Genomic DNA, 20,485 nt, shown 5'->3' with positions numbered 1-20,485 from the left:
GCCACAAGCACTCGACACGCCATTTCACCCCAGCGTGAGGCAGTTGTGCCGCAGCGCGTAAATCCATTCGTCATGGACCGGGTGAGTCGAGTAAAACGACCGCTTTCTGTTTCGACCATCCGCGCAGGTTCTTATGCGAATGCGCTCCATCCGTCACGCTGCTGTTGCGGCGATTACGTTGTTGCTGCTCGGCGCGGCGACGATCGGTCATGCGGCAACCGTTGCGGTGGACGTTGGTCACACGCCGAAGCATGTGGGCGCCCGAGGTGCCGCGGGCGGTGAGGAATACGCGTTCAACCGTGCGCTGGGTCGCAGGCTCGGTGATCTGCTGGGGATGCGTGGCTTCGTCGTGATCCGCGTCGGCGGTGATGGGCGAGAGATCGAACTGCGCCAGCGCACTGCGCAAGCAGCGGGCGCGGATCTGTTCGTGTCGATCCATCACGATTCGATCCAGCAGGCGTGGATCGACGCCGGCCGGCGCGGCGAATTCAGCGGCTACGCGCTGTTCGTCTCCGAGAAGAACCCGGACTACTCCGGCAGCCTGCGCTGCGCCAAGACGATCGGCGAGCAACTGCGCGGTGCCGGCGAAGCGCCGTCGCTGTACCACGCCACACCGATTGCGGGCGAGAACCGCCCGATCGTTGATGAGCTGCGCGGTGTGCACCGCTTCGACGATCTTGTCGTGCTGAAGACGGCGACGATGCCAGCGGTGCTGGTCGAGGCGGGCGTGATTGCCAATCCGCAAGAAGAAGTCCGCCTCGGCAAGCCTGCGACGCGCGAGCGACTCGCACAGGCCATTGCCGACGGCATTACCCGTTGCCTACAACCCTGAGCCGTCAGTGCGACGGCGCCATTACCTGGAGACCCGAATGAAACGCACCCTCGTCTGCCTTGCCCTGAGTGTTGCCGTTGCGCCCGCTTTCGCCGCCGGCTGCGGCAAGCCACGCAACGCCTTTGACCAGGTGTACTGCGCGGGTAACCTGTTCTCGCAAACCGACAAGGATCTCAACACCACGTACAGCAGCCTGCGCCAGAAGCTCAACGCGAGCCAGAAAGATGCGCTCAAGCAGGGCCAGCTCGCCTGGATTGGCAAACGCGATGCCGAGTGCAGCGAAGAAAAACGCAATGGCTACTACGTGAACCTCGACTGCGCGATCGAACTCACGCAATCGCGTCTGGCCTTCCTGAAGGAACGCGAGCGCGAGTGCAACAGCACGGGCTGCGTCACCGAAGAGCTGGCGAAGTAAGGCGCGAAGCGGCAAGGCCAACGCTTGATGGCGGGCCTTGCAGCGTGGGGGCGGTAGCGTCCCTGCAACGCCTTGTGCGGGAAAGGAGTGGCGCGACAGGTACTATCTGTCTTTGCCCCACCTTAAGCTGCCTGCCCTGAATGCAAAGCGAAGTCAAAGATAAGCCCGTGCGCGCTGTTGTCGCCGCCGTACAACTGCCCAACGTCAGTGACGTCGAGTTCGAAGCCTCGCTCGCCGAGCTGCGCGAACTCGCGAAGACGCTCGGCCTCACCGTCGTGCGTACTTTCACGCAGAAACGCGCGGGGTTCGACCAGACCGGCTACCTAGGCATCGGCAAGCGTCAGGAGATTCACGCCTACGTGACGGGCGAAGCCGGCTACGACGAGATGGACGGCACACCACTGTCCGTGGACCCGGAAGGCGGCGATATCGAGGTCGTGCTGGTCGACCATGAGATCTCGCCCTCGCAGGCCCGCAACTTGGAGCTGGAGGTGGGCTGCGAGGTGATGGACCGCACCATGGTCATCCTCGAGATCTTCCACCGCAACGCGCGCTCGCCCGCTGCCAAGGCGCAGGTCGAGATCGCACGCCTTGGCTACATGGCGCCGCGCTTGCGCGAAGCGGCCAAGCTAGCCGGTCCGCAGGGGCGCCAGCGCAGCGGCGTGGGCGGCCGTGGCGCCGGTGAATCGCACACCGAACTCGATCGCCGCAAGATCCGCGACCGCATTGCCGAACTGCAGCTCGAAATTGTCGCGATGAACGCCGCGCGCGAGACCCAGCGCGCCCGCCGCCAGGGTCGCCAGAGTCTGCCCAGCGTCGCGCTCGTCGGCTACACCAACGCCGGCAAATCCACCTTGATGCGTGCGCTGACCGGCAGCGAAGTGCTGGTTGCCAACAAGCTGTTCGCTACCCTGGATACGACGGTGCGTGCGCTGTATCCGGAAAGCGTGCCGCGCATCCTCGTCAGCGACACGGTGGGCTTCATCAAGAACCTGCCGCACGGCCTCGTTGCGTCGTTCAAGTCCACGCTCGACGAAGCGCTCGACGCTGCGCTGCTGCTGCATGTGATCGACGCCAGCGACCCCGGCTTCGAGCGCCAGCTCATGGTGACTGATGAAGTGCTGAAAGAAATCGGCGCCGACGAGCTGCCGCGCATCCGCGTCTTCAACAAGATCGATCACGTTGGCGATGCCGCCGCGCAGGCCGAATGCGAAGCCGCGCTGCGCGCGCAATACCCGGACTGCGTCGTGATGAGCGCACGCAGGCCGGAGGACGTCGCGCGCATGCACCAGACCATCGTCGCTTTCTTCCAACGCGATCTGGTCGAGGCGGAACTCTTCCTGCCCTGGTCTGCGCAGCAACTGCGCAAGGACATCTACGAGAACTGCCAGGTGCTGGAAGAACGCGCCGATGAAGACGGTGCGCACTTCAGCGTGCGTGGTGACGCGATTGCGCTGGAGCGCCTGAGGGAAAAGATCTCGCCGGCGGAGTGATCCGGCGGGCCGCGTACTCACTCCGCACGGCCCCTCTGGCGCTCAACTCACCGCTTCAAGCGTGATGCCCCAATCCTCGTCGCTGTGCAGCGTCAGCAAATAGTCCACGACACGCCCAGCAACGATCAGCGTCGATGGGCTTTCCGCCAGCCGGAATAGCAACGCGTTGCCCGCTCGCGCAGGATCCACCCGCAACGATTCGAAAGCGACCAGCGGTGGCGCGTTGTCACCGGGGCGCTCGATGATCTCCGTGCTTGTCGATTTGGCCATATCCGCAGCTCGAACGAGCCCGATCACGTTTACGGCCTTGTAGTTGCGCCACACGCTGCCATCGGTTTCGCTGTGCAACTCGGCGGGGAAGCACTGCAGGTTGCTGACACCTGCTGCGATCAACGCGCTGATCAATTCGTCCGACATCACGGGGTCGCAGCGGTTGTGCAAACCCTTCGGCGGGTCATCGGCAGTGTGGCCGGTTACGTAGACCAACGGATCAGGTACACCGCCTCCGATCACGCGGCCCCGGGTCAGGCTCAGTTCTGCGTCGAGTTCCGCCTGCAGTTCCGGAACATGCTCAGCGAATATGTCGGGTTCGAGTTCGTAAAACTGTTCTGGCATGGCTGCGCTTTCAGGAGTGATCAGCGTTCGAAGTCGAGTTTCGTATTCGGTTTGATGGTCTTGATCGTGAAGTCGCGGGCATGCCGCGACACGAAAAACTTCCACGTGCGCGGGGAGCCTTTGAGCTTCTTGATTAGATGCGCTGAAACGCAGTCGAGTGCATTGTGAATGATGACGTTGCCGCGGTGTTTGTCGTCTTTGTCCTGCTCTGGACAAGCGGCTTCCCAGTCAGAGAGCACAACGTTCAGGTCTTTGAGAATCGACTTCACGTAGTTGATGTAATTCTTGTGCACGGCAGGATCCAGGCCGTCGACGTCCACATCTATGTTGTGGTGGCCCAAGTGAAACTGCCGCTTGAATGCCTTCATGGCCTTGACGGCCATTGCATACTTCGCGGAAGGGTCTGTTGGCCAGTTTCCGTCTGCGGGGTAAGACGGTAGCCATATGCCGTTCTGCGGGTTGTTAACCGAGTAGCCGGTGTCGAACTTCACCTTTGCGCCGCCAACGATGAACTTCTCCACGGCGTGCCCCTTGAGACACTGATTGCCCGGTATTGCGTGGTGTGGCTGGAACTTCCAATTGGTATCGCCATCTTTAACGTCGTCGAGCGTTTCGCCGGAGGTCGTCTTGAAGCCTTGATTGGCGCGCTGATCTTTGCCGACCTTACCGTCTTTGGGGCGCGCATCCGCCTCGATGCTGGTGCCGAACTTCTTCGGCTCGTTGATCAGTTTGCCCAGCTTGTCTGCGTCGTTGTCGGCACCGCTGTATGTGGTGTAGTGCTCGTCGTTCTTCTTCTTCGGGCAGAACGGGCATTTAGGGTCGTTGACCTTGTGGGTCGTACCCATCATGAATGGTTCGAGCAGTTCAGACATATCGGCGCTCTTTCTCCGGCAAGCAGCCCCCGCAATCTATTTAGCATAGACAAATCCTGATGCCTTTGACGCCTGATCGCCGGGGCGCTTGCGATAGATTGAACGCAGCCATGCTGCACCAGTGCGCCTGAATTCACCACCAAGTGCGCCGGAAAGCGGCACGGTCAGGTGATCTACCGGGAGCGTTGACGTTGCCGTGTACCGTTGGCGCCGCCGCACTTAGAGATGACTGGTCATCGCATTGGTCCCTGTGACCGCAGCCGCGCGGGTAAGCGCGGCGGAGACCGGGGACGCATACAGCCCGCGCCGCCCGGCCGGGGGGAACGGGGCAACGGGTGAGTGGTCTTACAGACGCAACGGCCATGTTCGCTGGCGTCGGCATGACGCCAACCCCGTCCTTGGAGGGTTGTCGGGGCCGGAAAGGAGTCGCAAATGTTGAATCTGAGCCTCGGGCGCTTCGCCTCCGCCCTACTGCTTGCTCTGCCGCTTCTGTGCCTGGCGGCAGCCAAGCCGGAAGAGAAGATCCTCAACATCTACAACTGGTCCGACTACATCGCGGACGACACCCTGGCCAACTTCCAGCGCGAAACTGGCATCAAGGTGCGCTACGACAACTACGACAGTAACGAGATCCTTCACGCCAAGCTCGTCGCCGGCCGCACCGGCTACGACATCGTGGTGCCGAGTGCCCACTTCGCCAAGCAGCAGATCGAAGCCGGTTTGTTCCAGAAGCTCGATCGCGCGAAGTTGCCGAACTGGAAGAACCTGGACCCCGCGCTGCTGGCGCAACTCGCCAAGGTTGACCCGGGCAACCAGTATCTTGTGGACTGGCTGTGGGGCTACGTCACCGTCGGCATCAATGTCGGGCGGGTGAAGCGAGCACTGGGCGATCTGCCGATGCCGGAGAACCCCTGGGCGCTGCTTTTCGATCCGCAATACACCAGCCGCCTGAAGCAATGCGGTGTCAGCTTTCTCGATTCGGCCAGCGAAGTGCTGCCGGTGACCATGCTCTACGCCGGCAAGCCCGGCTACAGCCGCAACGCAGGCGATTATCCCGCCGCCGCTGAAGTGCTGCGCAAGGTGCGGCCCTACATCACGCGTTTTTCATCTTCCGGCTACATCAACGATCTGGCTACCGGCGGGCTGTGCGCGGTGATGGGCTACTCCGGTGACATCAATATCGCCCGTGCTCGCGCGATCGCCGCGAAGAACGGCGAAGAAATCGAAGCCCTCGTGCCGACCCACGGCGCCACGCTGTTCTTCGATTCGATGGCGATCCCGGCCGACGCACCGCACCCGAATAACGCGCACCTGTTCATCAACTACATCCTGCGGCCCGAAGTGCACGCCGCGCTCACCAACAAGGTCTTCTACGCCAACCCCAACCGCGCCTCGCTGCCCTACGTGAAGAAAGAGGTTGCCGAGAACCCGTCGGTCTTCCTCTCGGCTGAAGCCGCCAGCCGCATGACTCCGCCGGACGCCGTGCCACAGGAGATTCGCCGCGTGCAGACGCGGATCTTCACCCGCTTCAAGGCGAAGGAATAGCGCTTGCCAACGCTGCTGCGCAGCGGCGTTGGTGGCTGACGCTAGTTCCGTTTTGCCTGGAATACCGGGTGCAGAAGCATGCGCGATGTCACGCCGCGCGGCACATGGGTGCCCATAGAATCGGTGACATAGCCCATTCGCCCCCATGACATGCGCCACGCCCTCCAGACACGGAACGATAGAAGCCCGATCGACACCCCGTGCGGCGATTTCCGCTTGAGTTGGTGCGTCTGCGTTCTGCACCCACAGCGCGAGGGCGCCTGGTCTTACGGTGTCGGTTGCAGCTTGTGAGCAATTGGGCTTTGGCACACCAAGTAGTACAGCGCGCGCGGGCCAATACCGCGCTCGGTATTGCGCTCTGCGGGTCAGTCTTGATCCACGTTGCGTTGTTTTCGCGTGTTTGTTGCATCGACTTTTGGGGTAAAGGCGTGCCTCAAGGCGTGTTGACGCGCGTGTCCGTTACCTTGACGCGACCAAGAGCAGAGCCACCGTTGGAGCGCCCTGTAGCGTCCGCGCCCTCCCGGCAACGTAGGAGCGCTTCAGCGAGCCCCCCGCCGGCTGTGCTCTCACGATCTGCGACCACCGACTCGCTAGCGCCGCGTGAAACCGCCGAGCCTGCCCCGCAAGCAGACGTGCCCCGAATCGATCTGGAGCGTGCTCGCGCGCTCGCACGCGCAAGCGCCGTGGGGTCCGAGAAGACGCGTGATGCGCGTTTCGAGCCGCCATCACAGGAAAGGGAGAGTGAAGGGGCCTTGGCGAAAGGCATCGCCAAGGCACTGCGGCCAGATTGCCGGGACGCATACTCGGGAGCAGGGCTGTTCGCGGTTCCGCTTTTGCTTCGCGATACGCTCTCGGATCGTGGCTGCAAATGGTAGGCAAGGTCTAGAGGCGCTTCCGTAAAACACGGTGCGGCCGATGGCGAGGGCCGTCTGAGGCCGCAGCCGCCCAAATTGTCGAGCATGTGATGGAAGTCAGGCGCTTACGCCTGACTGCTGACGGCGTAAGCGGGGTTTCGCGGAGCACTGCTCCGCACCCGACGCGGCTCAAGTCCGGCAAGGCCGAATCGGCCGTTGACGGTGCTTGTCGCACAAGGGCCTGGACGACGAACGTCGAAACCGCGCGAACAAGAAAAAGGCGGGTTAGGCCAGAACGGCCCACCCGCCCTCGGTTACCACGGTCGTAGCGACCATCATGGCCGCCGAAACCGTGCGACGCAGCGCACCTAGTTACGGCGCCACATTCACCGCAAACTTCTTCACCCAGGTGGTCCCCGACCCGCCCACCACTTCATTGCCGAATTCCACGCTGGCGACGTATTCCTCCGGGTTCACCAGGCCCTTGCCGACCATGTAGCGCAGCAGCGCGTCGATCGGGATCTGGCCTTTCAGCTGCCGGGTGGGGCTGCGGAAGGAGTAGAGCGTCCAGCCACGGCCGTCGCCGCGGTCGCCGATGTTGTCGGCGCGGAAGAGGTCGTAGCGCACGCCGCCGAGCACCGGCTGGTCGACGATCTGGCCGGCGGGCGTGGCGCTTTGCTGGTAGTCCATCCAGAACATGATCTCGGTGGTGATCAGTTTCGGGTTGGGCTGTTCGCTCCAGTTGCCGCTGCTGGTGAGCCAGATTTCCGGCGCGAGGTTGTAGCTGCCGCTGGCTTGCGTTTCGACTTCGTAGTCCATGCTCAGGCTTTGCATCGCCGAGATCTTGAGCGGGAAGCGCGGGTCGGACGGCTTGCCGCCGGACCAGGGCTTCCAGCCGAACATGATCTGCGGGTAGGCGAACACGGTGGGGTCTTGCCCCGGCCAGCTCCAGGTCCAGCCGATCTCGCTCTGGCCGTCCTTCGTGCGGCGGAGCAGGCATTGCTCGGGCGTGAAGCCGCGTGCCTTGTCGATGCCCCAGACGTTGTTCTCGTACTTGTAGGGGCCGACGATGGCGCTCGCCCATGCGGCGCAGTCGGCGGTGACGCCGGCCTCAGCACGGCCGGGGGCGGGCACGGTGGGGGCCTTGGCCGTGGCGCTGGGTGCAACCGACTGGGTGCCGCCGCAGGCGGCGAGCACAAGCAGGGCGAGGGGGGCAAAGCGGGTTACGCGCATCGGGTGTCTCCGTATCGTTATGTGGATGCGGTGGACTGTATCGGCGCGCGCCCGGCTTGCCCCTGCCCGGGCTTGCGCGACACCTTGCCCGGCTTGCGGTTTTGCGCGCCTGGCCAGCTTGCGGCGGCGCGTGCGCGTTCAGCGCCCCAGCGGCAGTACCGGCATGCACAGCTCCGCGACGAGGTCGTCATTGCCGTCGCTCGGGTGCCCCGCCGCGTAGGTCTCAAAAAACGGCCCGCTCGCGGCGATGAAACCGCTTTGCGGCAACCACTGGTCGATCAGCCAGGACCAGGCGAGTCCAATGTCCGCACGCGGGCCTTCGAAGCGGACGCAGGCATGCCAGCCGCCTTCGACACGTTTGCGAGAAGGGCGCAGCTGGGCACTTTCCTGCCAGCCGGGTGGCAGCACCACGCACGCGTCGTAACGGCAGTGCTGCGGGGGGGCGATGGCGGGGTCGTCCAGGCCCATGCCCAGCATGGGCTGATCACCCAGACCGAGCGCATGTACCCAGGGCCTGAAGCGCACCCACAGCGGCGCCACCACGTCCGAGTAATCGCCCTGCACGCGCCAGTACAGCACTTCGCGCTGCGGAAGCTGCTGCAGCGTGACATTGCCGAGCGTCGGCGTCGCCGCGTCGCGATATGGTCCGCCGGTCACCCTGTGCTGCGGCGGGCGTTGCAGCGCGCTCTGGCGCCAGGCGCTGGGCGTGACGCCGAAGTGCTGGCGGAAGGCCCGTGCGAAGGTTTCGGCGGACGCGAAGCCGCAAGTCACCGCCACCTCACGGACAGTCAGCGCCGGGTCGTAGCGCAGCCGGATGCCAGCGGTCTCCAGGCGCCGGCGGCGCACGAAATCGCGCAGGGTTTCGCCGGTCCAGGCGCGGAACACGCGGTGCAGGTGAAACGGCGAATAGGCGGCGAGCCGCGCGAGGTGGTCGAGCCGAAGATCGTCGGCCAGGTGGGCTTCGACGTGGTCGATCACGCGGTTGAGCCGTCGTGCATGGCTACCGACCAGGGCGTGGGAATCGAGAGTGGATGTCATGGAACCTCACTCGGCGGGTGCGGCGGCGAACCGGCTTGACAACGTTTTCATTCCCGCACAGCGTGCCACAGAGACGACTTCGATGCCAGCCTATGTGAGGCGTTTCGCAAGGGCCGGGCATCGCCGGCCGGTGTCACTCCGGCAGGCGTTGGCCGATCGGCGTCAGCGAGCTCGTCGCGACGGACGTTTCAGCGGGTTTCGCGCCCTTAGCGGTTCGCTCCGCCGGCAGCCGCATGCACGAGGCTCGGGCGCGGTGCCAGGCGATGGATCAGCAGATGAGCGATGCTGGCCAGCGCCAGCAGCAGGGCGATACCGAGCGCCCAGACGAGCCACAGTGCCGGCCCGATCCAGCCGATCGCGGTGGCGATCCAGGGCTGGCTCAGGACCAAGCCGGTGCCCACGGCGGATAGCGCCATTCGCAGCGACTCCAGCATGGCTGGGTCGGCCCATGCGAGCCACGCTGGCAGCGGCCAGTCTCGCAATATGGCGGCCAGTGTCTGTGCATCTGCCGTACCAGCGGCGGTTGCCGCCCAAGCCGCGACGCTATGCGCGAGCGCGACGGCGCCGCTCCAGAGCAAACCCAGGACTGCGGTGATCGACCACAAGACTGTTTTCATCGCTGTGCCCTCCGATGCAAGTGCTATTGCGCGTTCAGAGGGTGGGCGACAGATGAAAGTTCCAGCTGCTGAGCGGAGCCTGCGTTGCGGCGTGCGCGAAATGAAAAGCCCCGGGGCCGGTTGTGCCGGGGCCCGGGGCTTGAGTACCACCAGTGCGCTTCAGTGGCTGCGCTCGTCGAGCTTCGCCAGCAGTGGCTTGAGGCTTTCCTTGCGCGCCGGATCGACGCGAATCGCCTCGTCCAGCGCGGCACGGGCGAGTTCGGTGTCGCCGCTGTGGAGGTAGGCCAGCCCCATGCCGATCCAGGCTTTGCTGTTCTTCGGCTCAAGCGTGATCACCTGGCGATAGGTGGCGACGCTCTTGCTGATGTCCTGCTGCGAGAGCTGGAAGCCGGCAAGGCGCAGCAGCGCGGTGCTGGACTTCGGCTCGGCCGCGACGGCGGCGGCGAAGCTCTCACCCGCCTTGTCGAGCTTGCCTTCCGTCCAGTACTTGTCGGCGCGCGCGATCAGCGTTGCCGCCGAAGTGGGCGCGGGCTCCGCCGCCACCGCCGCTATGCTGGCGGTGGCGACGAGCAGCGCCGCGAGGATGCTGCGCAGCATCACTTCAGCGCCCCCTTGCCGTAGCGGTCTTCATAGCCCTGACGCACCTTCTCGATGGCGTCCTTGCTGATGCCGTTGAAGTACCAGTCGTGGCCCTCGATCGGCTTGAAGTACTTCTGCAGCAGCGCATCGGCGAAGGCTTCGTTGCCGTCCTTCTTGCGGACCGCCTCGCGCATCTGCGGAATCCACTCGAAGTAGGTACGCTGGGCGACCTGATAGATGCCGTTCCACCAGGTGTAGTCCGGGCCCATCATTGCGGCGCCATGGCGGGCACGACGACCTTCGTGGTGCCAGATTTCCCACCAGGTCCACTCGATCTTCTCGTCGAACGGCGCAGCCGTGACATAACCCTTCGCGGTCAGCTCGCCCATCATCGCGGCGATCGGCTTGGCGAACTTGTCGTTGTAGAGATCCACCACGTCGTCGAACTGCTTGTAGTGGCCCTCGATCTGGCGCTTGGTGTGGCACGCAACACAGACGTCCTGCATGTTCTTGCGGCGCTTCTCCCAGGTGATCACTTCGACGACCTTGGCACCCTTGTAGGTGTCGCCCACCTTCGGCAGCGCGATGCTCGCCGGCAGGTCGTAGGCCTTCTTGTCGTCGGTGCGGACCATGTTGAGCTTGACCGACACGGCCGGGCGCAGCGTCCAGGAGATGCGTTCGCCCACATCGTGCGTGACTTCCTGACGCTCGGTCGCGCTCATGTGGCAGGTCGCGCAGGTCGGTGCAGCGGTGTAGTCCTTGCCGACCACCCACTTCTTCGACTTGAGATTCATCTCCTCCTTGTGTGCCGAGAAGGCGATGCCGTGCTTGGATTCCTCGTAGATCTCCTTCTGCGGATGATCGGGGCCGAGGTGGCACTTGCCGCAGGTATCCGGCTCGCGCGCCTGCGCGGCCGAGAAGCGGTGACGGCTGTGGCAGGCCGAGCACGAGCCGAGCGAACCATCGGGGTTGATGCGGCCAATACCGGTGTTCGGCCAGGTCTGCGCCGTCGGGCGATTGTTCGCATCCAGCGCGATCTTGCTGCCGTGGCACTGCAGGCAGCCGGCGGTAACCGCGGCCGGGCCGCCGATCACTTCACCCATGATGTTGTCCAGCGACGCCAGGATCTGGCCGCCCAGCGCATGGTGCGAGGGTTGCTGTTGTTCGACTTCCTTTTCGTGGCAGGTCGCGCAGACCTTCGGGCTCACCACGGTGGTGATGAAGTTCGGCTTGCCCTTGTATTCGCGGTGCTTGTAGGCGCCGGGCGTGCCTTCGGCCGCCTTGTGGCAGTCGTAGCAGTCGACGTTGTGCTTCGCGTGGGAACTCTTCTTCCATTCACCGACGAGGCCGGGGTTGTCGTCTGCGTGGCAGGACACGCATTCCTTACCGATGGCGATGTCCGTGGCCGATTTCTTCACCTTTGCGTCGGCCGCCTGCGCGCCGAGCGAGAAAAAGGTGCAGAGGCCAAGGATCAAGCCCGCGAGGGCGATCCGACGAGGGGTCATTTTCATGCCTTCCTGAGTGATGACTGCACGGTTGATCAGGGGGCGACATGCTTCTGGAGCCCCGGGTACCGCTAAATACGCCCTGGGCGGTTTTTGCATCCTTGACATAGATCAAGTTTCAAGACGCCCCGTCGGAACTTTGCTTGGAGGAGGGGGTCGCGGCCGCCGCTGCACCGGTAGGGCGGCCGTCATGAAGTGAGGTGGCGGCGCCGCAGCGAACGCCGCAACGCGATCCAGAACGCACAAGAGCCCGCCACCTGTGCAGAGGCGGCGGGCTCAAGGCGCTCAGCTGCCCGCCATGTGCGGCGAGCGGGCGCGGTACGCGCGTGTAGCGACGAAGCTGCTTCAGCTCACCTGAATCACGATCTTGCCGCGGGCACGGCCGGTTTCGCTGCGGGCATGCGCGGCGCGGATCTCGCTGAGCGGGAACACGCTGTCGATCACCACGCGCAGCTTGCCAGCATCGGCGAGCTGGCCGATCTCCGCCAGTTGCGGGCCGTTGGGCTGCACGAAGCAGAAGAACGGGGTAACGCCGTGCTGCGCAGCCAGCGCGGCATCCACCGGGCTTGCGATGGTGACGATGCGGCCGCCGCGGCGCAGCGTCGCGAGCGACTTCAGCTGGATATCGCCGCCGAGGGTGTCGAAGACCACGTCGAGATCGCGCAGGGTGCTGAAATCCTGCTTGGTGTAGTCGATCACCTCGTCGGCGCCGAGCGACTTCACCAGCTCGACGTTTGCGGTGGAGGTGGTGGTAATCACATGCGCGCCGCGAACCTTGGCAAGCTGGATTGCGAAGTTGCCCACGCCGCCGGCGCCCGCATGGATCAGCACGCGTTCGCCGGCTTGCAGTTGCGCCATGTCGAACAAGGATTGCCATGCGGTGAGCGCAACCAGCGGTACCGCGGCGGCTTCCTGCCAGTTGAGCGAGGCCGGCTTGCGGGCGATCTCCGATGCGCGCACCGCGATGTATTCGGCATAGCTGCCGTCACGCACGATATCGGGGCGGGCGAACACCGCGTCGCCGATCTGCCAGCCGGTGACTTGCGTACCCACGGCAACAATCTCGCCGGCGAAGTCCCAACCCAGCGTGAGCGGCAGTTGATGCGGCAGCATGTCCTTGAGGTAGCCCTTGCGGATCTTCCAGTCCACCGGGTTCACGCTCGCGGCGTGGATGCGGACCAGCACATCGTCCGGCCCCGGCTGCGGCATCGGGCGTTGTTCGAGCGAGATCACGTCGGCGTCACCGTAGCGGTGGATGACGGCGGCAAGATGGGTGGTGTTCATGGCGGCTTCCTTGCAGTTGGGGTTCGATGTGGTGCCAGCATAGGCCCGCCATCGGCACTTGATAAGCACGCAGTAGCGCACTAGATTGTTTCCTCCTAGGAACCAATCTAGCGCTTGAATTGCGCCTACCGATCACCATGGCCATCCCCTTTGAACGCATCCCCGGCCTCATGCTGTTTGCACGTGTGGCGCGCAGCGGCAGCTTTTCGGCCGCCGCGCAGGCGCTTGGCCTGAGCCGATCCGCGGTGAGCAAGCAGGTTGCCGCGTTCGAGGCGCAGATCGGCGGGCGCCTGATCCAGCGCACCACACGCAAGCTGGTGCTCACCGAACTCGGCGAAGAAATCCTGCGCGAAGCCCAGCGGGTGGAGGCCGCGCTGGAGGCCATCGAAGGGCTCAGCGCCGAACACGCCCAGCATGTTCGCGGCAAGCTGCGCGTGAGCTGCTCGGCCACCGCCGGGCGCGAGCTGCTGGTGCCGCTGCTGCCCGAATTCCACCGTCGTTACCCGGAGCTGGAACTGGAGCTGGGACTCGAAGACCGCTTCGTTGATCTGGTTGCCGAGCGCGTCGATGTTGCGATCCGCATCGGCCATTTGCCCGACTCCTCGCTCGTCGCGCGAAGGCTGGGCGAGCTGGCCTGGGCACTGGTTGCCAGCCCGGACTACCTCGCGCGCCATGGCACGCCCAAGCGGCCCGAGGATCTGGTCGGCCACGCCTGCCTTTTCTACAGCAACGGCAAACACCGGCTCGACAACTGGGGTTTCGTCGTCGGCGGTGAAGTGCAGCGCTATCCGGTGCAAGGCCCGCTGGTGATCAACGACGCTTCTGCGCTGGTCAGTGCCGCGATCGGCGGCATGGGCGTGTTGCTGATCGACCAGGCACTGGTGCGCGCACCGGTCGCCGCCGGGCTGCTGACACCGCTGCTGCCCAACTTCCCGCCCGCGCCGGGTTTTCCGGTGTATGCCGTCTATCCGGCGCGCGAGCATCTGCCGGCGCGCACGCAAGCCTTCGTCGACTACCTGATCGAACGCTTCGCGCCGCTGCTGGGCGATGCGTAGATCGCCCGGATGCCGCGGCGCGCAATCCGGGGCTGCGGCTGATCAGGGCTACGCGCAGGGACGCCGGTCAGTTGTCAGCCGCCGTGTCGCCTGGCTCGCCGCTCAGTTCGCCGGCGCGGACTGCGTGGCGGCCGGTGGTTCGATTGGCGCGACGGGTGCTGATGGCGCTGCTGGCGGCAGCGGGGCGCTGGCGTTTGCTGCCGGTTCCGACGCGGCGGGTTGATCGACCATCGGCGCTTCAGCCGCGGGCGCAGACGCCTCGGCCGCCGGGGGCTCGCTCTGCGCTGCGGGCGGTTCGATCGGCCGCGGCCGCGGCGCCGAGGCTTCCGTCGTAGGCGCTTCGCCGAACAGCGATTGGTACCACGCGTGCAGGCGGCCGCTGAGTGTGGCGTCTTGCGCGCGCACGAAACGGGCGTTGCTGTCGATCAGGCGGGCGTTCTGCGCGCGTGAGAAGAAATCGCCGACCATCGGCAGCGCGCTGTGCGCGCCCTGGCCCCAGTAGTTGCTGCGCAGCGTGATGCGCGCGTCGTTGAAGCCGACCCACGCGCCCGCTACGAGTTGTGGATGCATCAGGATGAACCAGCCGTCGGTGTTGTCCTGCGTGGTGCCGGTCTTGCCGGCGAGGTCGCCCCGCACACCGAAGCGGCCGCGGATGGCACTGCCGGTGCCGCGCTGCACGACACCGCGCATCGCGTCGAGCAGGGTGTCTTCAGCCTCTGCGGAGATCGCGCGCTCCGGGTCCGCCGGGCGGAATTCCTCCAGTACTTCACCCTTGCGGTTCTCGATGCGCAGCACCATGGCCGGTGCGAGGTAGTGGCCGGCGTTCGCGATGGTGGCGTAAGCGCTGACCATTTCGTACAGCGTCACCGGGCTGGTACCGAGCGCCAGCGAGGGCACCTCGTCGAGCTTGCTTTCGCGAACGCCCATCGCGCGCGCGAGCTTGGCGACGCGCGCTGGGCCCACCTGCTGCATTACCTGTGCGGTAATGCGGTTGCGCGATAGCGCGAGTGCGGTGGCGAGCGTCATCGGCTCGCCGGTCGGCGGCTCAGCGTCGTCCGGTTCCCACAGCTCGCCACCGGGCAGCGGTATCTGCACCGGGGCGTCGACGAAGGTGTCGTCCGGCTTGGCGCCACGCTCGAAGGCGGCGCCGTAGACGAAGGGCTTGAAGGTGGAGCCCGGTTGGCGGCGCGCCTGGCGCACATGGTCGAAAGCGTCGACCGCGAAATCGCGACTGCCAACCCATGCGAGGATCGCGCCGCTGCGCGGATCGATCGCGAGGAAGCCGGCTTCGATTCGCGTTTTCTCCTCACGCAGCTGCCGCATGAAGTCGGTGTCGCGCAGCAGCCGCTTGAGGGCCTCGTCCGCCGATTCGCCTGCAGCCGTGGCCGCTGCGAACGCAGCGCTGTCACGCACCAGCGCTTCGACCGTGCGATTGCCGGCACGCCACTGGCCGCCCCACGCGCTGTTGGCAATACCCTGCAGGGTGCGCGTGCGTTGCTCCACTGCGCGCGCTGCAAAACCCTGCAGGCGCGAATCGATTGTGGTGCGTACCACCAACCCATCGGTGTAGATGTTGTAGTCGTGCTGGTCGGCCCAGTCGATCAGCCAACGCTTCAACTGCACGGTGAAGTGGGGCGCGTCGCCCGGTTCAGCCGACTGGCGTTCGAAATCCAGCCTCAGCGGCCGTCTGGCGAGCGCTTCGTAGCGTTCCGCCGAGAGCTTGTCCTGCTTCGCCATCAGCGCCAGCACAACGTTGCGCCGCTCGCGCGCACGGTCCGGGTTCAGCACCGGGTTGTAGTAGCTGGTGCCCTTCAACATGCCGATTAGCGTCGCGCTCTCGGATATATCCAGCTCGCGCGCCGGCTTGCCGAAGTAGGTGCGCGCCGCCATGTCGATGCCGTAGGCGTTGTAGAGGAAGGGCACCGTGTTGAGATAGGTCTCGAGGATCTGCTGCTTCGAATACAGCGCCTCGATCTTCAGCGCGGTGATCGCTTCCTTGATCTTGCGGGTGATGTTCTGGCGACGCCCGATTTCTTCCGGGAACAGGTTGCGCGCCAACTGCTGCGTGATCGTGGAGCCGCCCTGCGTGTCGCCTTGCAAGGTTGCCAGCGTCGCCCCGACCAGGCGGCGAAAGTCGATGCCGTGGTGGTCATAGAAACGCTTGTCCTCGGTTGCGATCAACGCATCGATCACCCGCGGCGAAATCGCATCCAAGGGCACCCAGTCGCGGTTGCCGCGCTTGAACTCGGCAAGCGGTTTGCCGTCGGACGTCAGCACCTGCGTCGGCGCTTCTTCGCGCGCCTTGCGGATATCCGAGATCCCCGGCGTGAAGGGCACCAGCACCAGCACCCATGCCAGCAGCAGCGCAGGTGGTGCCGCGAGTGCAATCAGCACATCGCGCCGGCGCGGGTGGCGCAGGCGTTGCCACAGCGCTTCCAGAGCGGATCTGAGCTGGGGGAGAAATTGGGGCGGCAAGTTTGGGGGCACGGTAGGTGGCGGATCCTGGGGGCCCGCGCATTATGCGCGGACCAGTTCGTCTGGCGATTTACTTGGCTGAAACGCCGTCTTCCGGATCAAGTGCCCGCTTCTCTAGCGCTTCGGGGCTCTTGGCATCCCACACCTTCATGTAGGCGTTGTACTTGCCTTGGATGTCCGCAGCGTTCGCCTTCGCCCACTGCTCACCTTCGGGCGTGTTGAGAACCAGCTTGCCCTGCTGCACCCAGCCCGGAAACTCGGTTCCCGCCAGGCTGTAGTGGGCTTTCGGATCAGCTTTGACCGGCCACAGCGAGAAGCGCGCCTTCCACATGCCCATGCGTGGCGCAACGATGGCGTAGTAGGTCTTGCCAGCCGTCAGATTGGCATCGAGAAAGTCCGCCGCTTCCGATACCACCATGAACCGGTGCTTGCCCGGCGCTGTGTCATAGACGACCTTGGTGCCCACCGAACTGACGCCGATGAAACCGGGCTTGCCGTCAGTGACATCGAACACCGAAGCTTGGATCGCACCACCGAGGGCAGAGGGCCTCAGGAACACCACGCGGGCACGCTGCTCGGGCAGCGCAGCAATCGACTTCTCGTCACCCGGCTTCATTAGGCTGGAAGCACAGCCGCTCAACAGCAGAGCGGCGGCGCACATCAAACAGGAGAGGTACTTCATCTTGTCTCACTCGTGGTCGAATAGTTCGTCACGGCGCTGAGTGTGCCGCGATCGCAGCGCGGATTGTGGTGTCGGCCCGGGCGCGGTGACATGATGCGTATCAGTCGCGGCCGATCGTGATCTGACTGCCCATTTGGTCTCCGCGCCTAACACCGGCGTGCACGAGAAAGCCCGCCTTGCGGCGGGCTTTGGGCATGACGATTGCCGTGGTTACATGGCATCGCTCGGTTTACTTCAGATCAAACCGATCCAGGTTCATCACCTTCACCCACGCGGCGACGAAGTCGCGCACAAACTTCTCGCTCGCATCGCTTTGCGCATACACCTCGGCCAGCGCGCGCAGCTGCGAGTTGGAGCCGAACACCAGATCCACGCGGGTGCCGGTCCATTTCACGGCGCCGGTGCGGCGGTCGCGGCCTTCGAAGCGCTGGGCGCTTTCATCCACCGGGTGCCACACCGTGCCCATGTCGAGCAGGTGGGTGAAGAAGTCGTTGGTGAGCTGGCCGGGGCGCTGTGTGAACACGCCGTCCTTCGATCCGCCGTAGTTCGCGTCGAGCGCGCGCAGGCCACCGACGAGCACCGTCATCTCAGGTGCGGAGAGTGTGAGCAGCTGCGCCTTGTCGACCAGCAACTCCTCGGCCGGCACGCGGTACTGCGCCTTCTGGTAGTTGCGGAAGCCATCAGCCTGCGGCTCCAGCGGTTCGAACGATGCGGCATCGGTCTGCGCTTCGCTCGCATCCATGCGGCCGGGTGCGAAGGGCACTTCGATCGCGTGGCCGGCGGCCTTGGCGGCGGCTTCCACCGCGGCCGAACCCGCGAGCACGATCAGGTCGGCGAGCGATACCTTCTTGCCACCGCTCGCTGCCGCATTGAAGTCACGCTGAATGCCTTCGAGCACGCCCAGCACCTTCGCAAGCTGCGCCGGCTGGTTCGCTTCCCAGTCATTCTGTGGCGCGAGGCGGATACGCGCACCGTTCGCGCCGCCGCGCTTGTCCGAGCCACGGAAGCTCGCCGCCGACGACCAGGCGGTGTAGACCAGCTCCGCCGTCGTCAGGCCCGAGGCGAGGATCTTCGCCTTCAAGGCGGCTACATCGGCGGCATCGATCAGCGGGTGATCCACCGCCGGAATCGGGTCTTGCCAGATCAGGTCCTCACTCGGCACTTCCGGCCCGAGGTAGCGGCCCTTCGGCCCCATGTCGCGGTGGGTCAGCTTGAACCAGGCGCGGGCGAAGGCGTCGGCGAACGCGGCCGGGTCCTGGTGGAAGCGGCGTGAGATCTTTTCGTAGGTCGGATCGAAGCGCAGCGAGAGGTCGGCCGTGGTCATCATCGGCGGATGCTTCTTCGACGGGTCGTGCGCGTCGGGGATCATGTGCTCCGGCTTGCAGTGCTTCGCCACCCACTGGTGTGCGCCAGCCGGGCTCTTCGTGAGTTCCCACTCGTAGCCGAAGAGCATGTCGAAGTAGCCGTTGTCCCAGGTGGTGGGGTTGGGTTTCCAGGCACCCTCGATGCCGCTGGTGGTGGTGTGCACGCCGCGGCCAGAGCCAAGCTGGTTGATCCATCCAAAGCCCTGCGCTTCGATCGGCGCGGCTTCCGGGGCGGGGCCGACCAGCGCCGGGTCACCCGCGCCGTGCGCCTTGCCGAAGGTGTGGCCACCGGCGACCAGTGCCACGGTTTCCTCATCGTTCATTGCCATGCGGGCGAAGGTTTCGCGCACGTCGCGGCCGCTCGCCACCGGGTCCGGCTTGCCGTCCGGCCCTTCCGGGTTCACATAGATCAGGCCCATCTGCACCGCGGCCAACGGATTCGCGAGTTCGCGGTTGCCGGAGTAACGGCTGTTCGGCTTATCCGAGGTCGCGAGCCATTCCGTCTCCGCGCCCCAGTAGATGTCCTCTTCCGGCTGCCAGATGTCGGCGCGGCCGCCGCCGAAGCCGAAGGTCTTGAAGCCCATCGATTCCAGCGCAACGTTGCCGGCGAGGATCATCAGATCCGCCCAGGAGATGGCATTGCCGTACTTCTGCTTGATCGGCCACAGCAGCCGGCGCGCCTTGTCGAGGTTGCCATTGTCCGGCCAGCTGTTGATCGGCGCGAAGCGCTGGTTGCCGGTGCCCGCACCACCACGGCCATCCGCCGTGCGGTAGGTGCCGGCGCTGTGCCAGGCCATGCGGATCATCAGGCCGCCGTAGTGGCCCCAGTCGGCCGGCCACCAATCCTGCGAATCGGTCATCAGCGCCTTGAGGTCGGCCTTCAGCGCCGCGTAGTCGATCTTCCTGAACGCCTCGGCGTAGTCGAAGCCCGCGTCCATCGGGTTCGAGGCCGGCGCGTGCTGATGCAGGATCGAGAGGTTCAACTGGTTGGGCCACCAGTCGCGGTTCGATTGCCGGGCGGGGGTGGTACGGGAGCCGTGGCCGAAGGGGCATTTCTGTTTGCTGCTCATGGTCGCTGTCTCCGTGTAATCCGATGAGTGGGTCTGGCTTTGAAGCGTAGATGCCGGCTCGCGGGCTGACCATTGAATTGCGACAATGATCTTGATTGATGATGGCTATCGAGCTTGATGCTTGCGATAGCTCTGCGCCCGAATGCTAGTCAACCGAATCCGGAGTGCAACGGTGCGTGTGACGAAGACCCCGGACGCCGGGTTGCGACATCGTCCGGGCGACTAGCTGTCCTAATCCAGCCTGAAGACACGTGTATCAGCAATTCCGAGTCGCGCCTGCAGCGTGCGCGCTTGCCCACACTGCTGCACGTCCACGTGAGAAGCGCCGGCGAGGATCACGAGGTTCCATAGCACCCGGACACCGGCGCCCAGATGTGTCTTCAGATAGGTGGCCGAATACATGTTGCGGGCGACGAACTTGTTTGCCGCGCTTCCGGTGGTCGTCGGAAGCGCGGGCATCGAATCAGGCAAATACTGCTTGGCTTGGGTCGGGTACACCGAGTAATCGTCGCCGATGCGGGCGAAAAAATTCAGCGGGCTCTTCGCAAGCGGAACGTCGTGGCAGTAGACCGACACGTTCTGCTCCATTGCATACCCTACGAGCGTTTGCATCGACATCGTGGGGTTATGCATCGGCGTCGCGCCCTCAAAGTAGTCCGCGGTGCGCTGGGGCAGTAGCTGACCGTCGGCGCGCACCATGCAAGACGGTCCGATCGGCGACTCGATCGAAAGGAATTGAACCGCCCCGCGCTTGATCAACTCATAAATCGCCAGCCTGGCGTGGCCCAGCGTGTGGTCCTCGCCGATCAGTACCGGGCCAGACTGAAGAAGCCGGGTCATGTCGTCCAGCTGGATCTGCGTGGCTGCAGGCATCTCTCGACTCCTCGGGCTGCGACATGCGCTCTGGATAGAGCGCATGTCGCAGCTTAGACACGCCGGTGCTGGATAAACTGCGCA

At 64.8% G+C, this 20,485-nt stretch carries 17 protein-coding genes; 5 read left to right on the top strand and 12 right to left on the bottom strand.

Translation table 11 applies throughout. The features are described 5' to 3' along the window. Positions 1–139 precede the first annotated feature (139 nt). The 3 genes from JY500_RS20715 to hflX all read left to right on the top strand — a co-directional run bounded on the left by JY500_RS20715 (position 140) and on the right by hflX (position 2,740). On the top strand, positions 140–832 hold the full coding sequence (locus tag JY500_RS20715; RefSeq protein WP_206254443.1) for an N-acetylmuramoyl-L-alanine amidase family protein: 693 nt from the start codon (positions 140–142) through the stop codon (positions 830–832). A gap of 37 nt (positions 833–869) precedes the next feature. After that, complete coding sequence (locus tag JY500_RS20710; RefSeq protein WP_206254442.1) at positions 870–1,247, top strand: lysozyme inhibitor LprI family protein; 378 nt, start codon at positions 870–872, stop codon at positions 1,245–1,247. 140 nt (positions 1,248–1,387) lie between these two features. Then, on the top strand, positions 1,388–2,740 hold the full coding sequence (gene hflX, locus JY500_RS20705; protein WP_206254441.1) for a GTPase HflX: 1,353 nt from the start codon (positions 1,388–1,390) through the stop codon (positions 2,738–2,740). A gap of 42 nt (positions 2,741–2,782) precedes the next feature. Here hflX and JY500_RS20700 read toward each other — a convergent pair whose 3' ends face one another. Further along, positions 2,783–3,355, bottom strand: a complete 573-nt coding sequence (locus JY500_RS20700; protein ID WP_206254440.1) for a hypothetical protein — start codon at positions 3,353–3,355, stop codon at positions 2,783–2,785. A 20-nt stretch (positions 3,356–3,375) separates the two neighbouring features. Next, positions 3,376–4,227, bottom strand: a complete 852-nt coding sequence (locus JY500_RS20695) for an AHH domain-containing protein (RefSeq protein ID WP_206254439.1) — start codon at positions 4,225–4,227, stop codon at positions 3,376–3,378. Positions 4,228–4,659: 432 nt separating this feature from the next. Between JY500_RS20695 and JY500_RS20690 the strand changes: the two genes are divergently transcribed. Then, the gene (locus JY500_RS20690) at positions 4,660–5,772 is read left to right on the top strand and encodes a polyamine ABC transporter substrate-binding protein (protein WP_206254438.1); all 1,113 of its coding nucleotides are present in this window, start codon (positions 4,660–4,662) and stop codon (positions 5,770–5,772) included. Between the two features lie 1,226 nt (positions 5,773–6,998). Here the strand turns inward: JY500_RS20690 and JY500_RS20685 are convergent. The 6 genes from JY500_RS20685 to JY500_RS20660 form a co-directional block, all read right to left on the bottom strand. After that, positions 6,999–7,859: a GH12 family glycosyl hydrolase domain-containing protein gene (locus tag JY500_RS20685; protein WP_206254437.1), complete on the bottom strand. Its 861-nt coding sequence runs from the start codon at positions 7,857–7,859 to the stop codon at positions 6,999–7,001. 138 nt (positions 7,860–7,997) lie between these two features. Next, the gene (locus JY500_RS20680) at positions 7,998–8,897 is read right to left on the bottom strand and encodes an AraC family transcriptional regulator (protein ID WP_206254436.1); all 900 of its coding nucleotides are present in this window, start codon (positions 8,895–8,897) and stop codon (positions 7,998–8,000) included. 206 nt (positions 8,898–9,103) lie between these two features. Further along, positions 9,104–9,514, bottom strand: a complete 411-nt coding sequence (locus JY500_RS20675; protein WP_206254435.1) for a hypothetical protein — start codon at positions 9,512–9,514, stop codon at positions 9,104–9,106. A gap of 159 nt (positions 9,515–9,673) precedes the next feature. Further along, complete coding sequence (locus tag JY500_RS20670; RefSeq protein ID WP_206254434.1) at positions 9,674–10,111, bottom strand: tetratricopeptide repeat protein; 438 nt, start codon at positions 10,109–10,111, stop codon at positions 9,674–9,676. Continuing rightward, positions 10,111–11,604 (bottom strand): multiheme c-type cytochrome, encoded by a 1,494-nt coding sequence (locus tag JY500_RS20665; protein WP_206254433.1) that lies wholly within the window; start codon positions 11,602–11,604, stop codon positions 10,111–10,113. Before JY500_RS20665 ends, JY500_RS20670 begins: the two co-directional genes overlap by 1 nt. A gap of 339 nt (positions 11,605–11,943) precedes the next feature. Continuing rightward, a complete protein-coding gene (locus tag JY500_RS20660; RefSeq protein ID WP_206254432.1) occupies positions 11,944–12,882 on the bottom strand; it encodes an NADP-dependent oxidoreductase in 939 nt (312 codons plus the stop codon). A 137-nt stretch (positions 12,883–13,019) separates the two neighbouring features. Here JY500_RS20660 and JY500_RS20655 point away from each other — a divergent pair, with 137 nt between their 5' ends. Next, positions 13,020–13,937, top strand: a complete 918-nt coding sequence (locus JY500_RS20655; RefSeq protein ID WP_206254431.1) for a LysR family transcriptional regulator — start codon at positions 13,020–13,022, stop codon at positions 13,935–13,937. A 102-nt stretch (positions 13,938–14,039) separates the two neighbouring features. On the opposite strand, the gene JY500_RS20650 is transcribed toward JY500_RS20655, so the two are convergent. The 4 genes from JY500_RS20650 to JY500_RS20635 all read right to left on the bottom strand — a co-directional run bounded on the left by JY500_RS20650 (position 14,040) and on the right by JY500_RS20635 (position 20,401). Further along, complete coding sequence (locus JY500_RS20650) at positions 14,040–16,424, bottom strand: penicillin-binding protein 1A (protein WP_246479714.1); 2,385 nt, start codon at positions 16,422–16,424, stop codon at positions 14,040–14,042. A 58-nt stretch (positions 16,425–16,482) separates the two neighbouring features. After that, positions 16,483–17,094, bottom strand: coding sequence for a hypothetical protein (locus JY500_RS20645; protein ID WP_206254430.1), 612 nt, complete (start codon positions 17,092–17,094; stop codon positions 16,483–16,485). Between the two features lie 229 nt (positions 17,095–17,323). Next, on the bottom strand, positions 17,324–19,528 hold the full coding sequence (gene katG, locus JY500_RS20640) for a catalase/peroxidase HPI (protein ID WP_206254429.1): 2,205 nt from the start codon (positions 19,526–19,528) through the stop codon (positions 17,324–17,326). Positions 19,529–19,759: 231 nt separating this feature from the next. Beyond that, positions 19,760–20,401, bottom strand: coding sequence for a hypothetical protein (locus JY500_RS20635; protein WP_206254428.1), 642 nt, complete (start codon positions 20,399–20,401; stop codon positions 19,760–19,762). Positions 20,402–20,485 lie beyond the last annotated feature (84 nt).

This window comes from Niveibacterium microcysteis (genome assembly GCF_017161445.1).
GTDB classification, from domain to species: domain Bacteria; phylum Pseudomonadota; class Gammaproteobacteria; order Burkholderiales; family Rhodocyclaceae; genus Niveibacterium; species Niveibacterium microcysteis.
The sequence above is the reverse complement of the archived record's forward strand: the minus strand, read 5'-3'. Positions and strand labels throughout refer to the sequence as shown.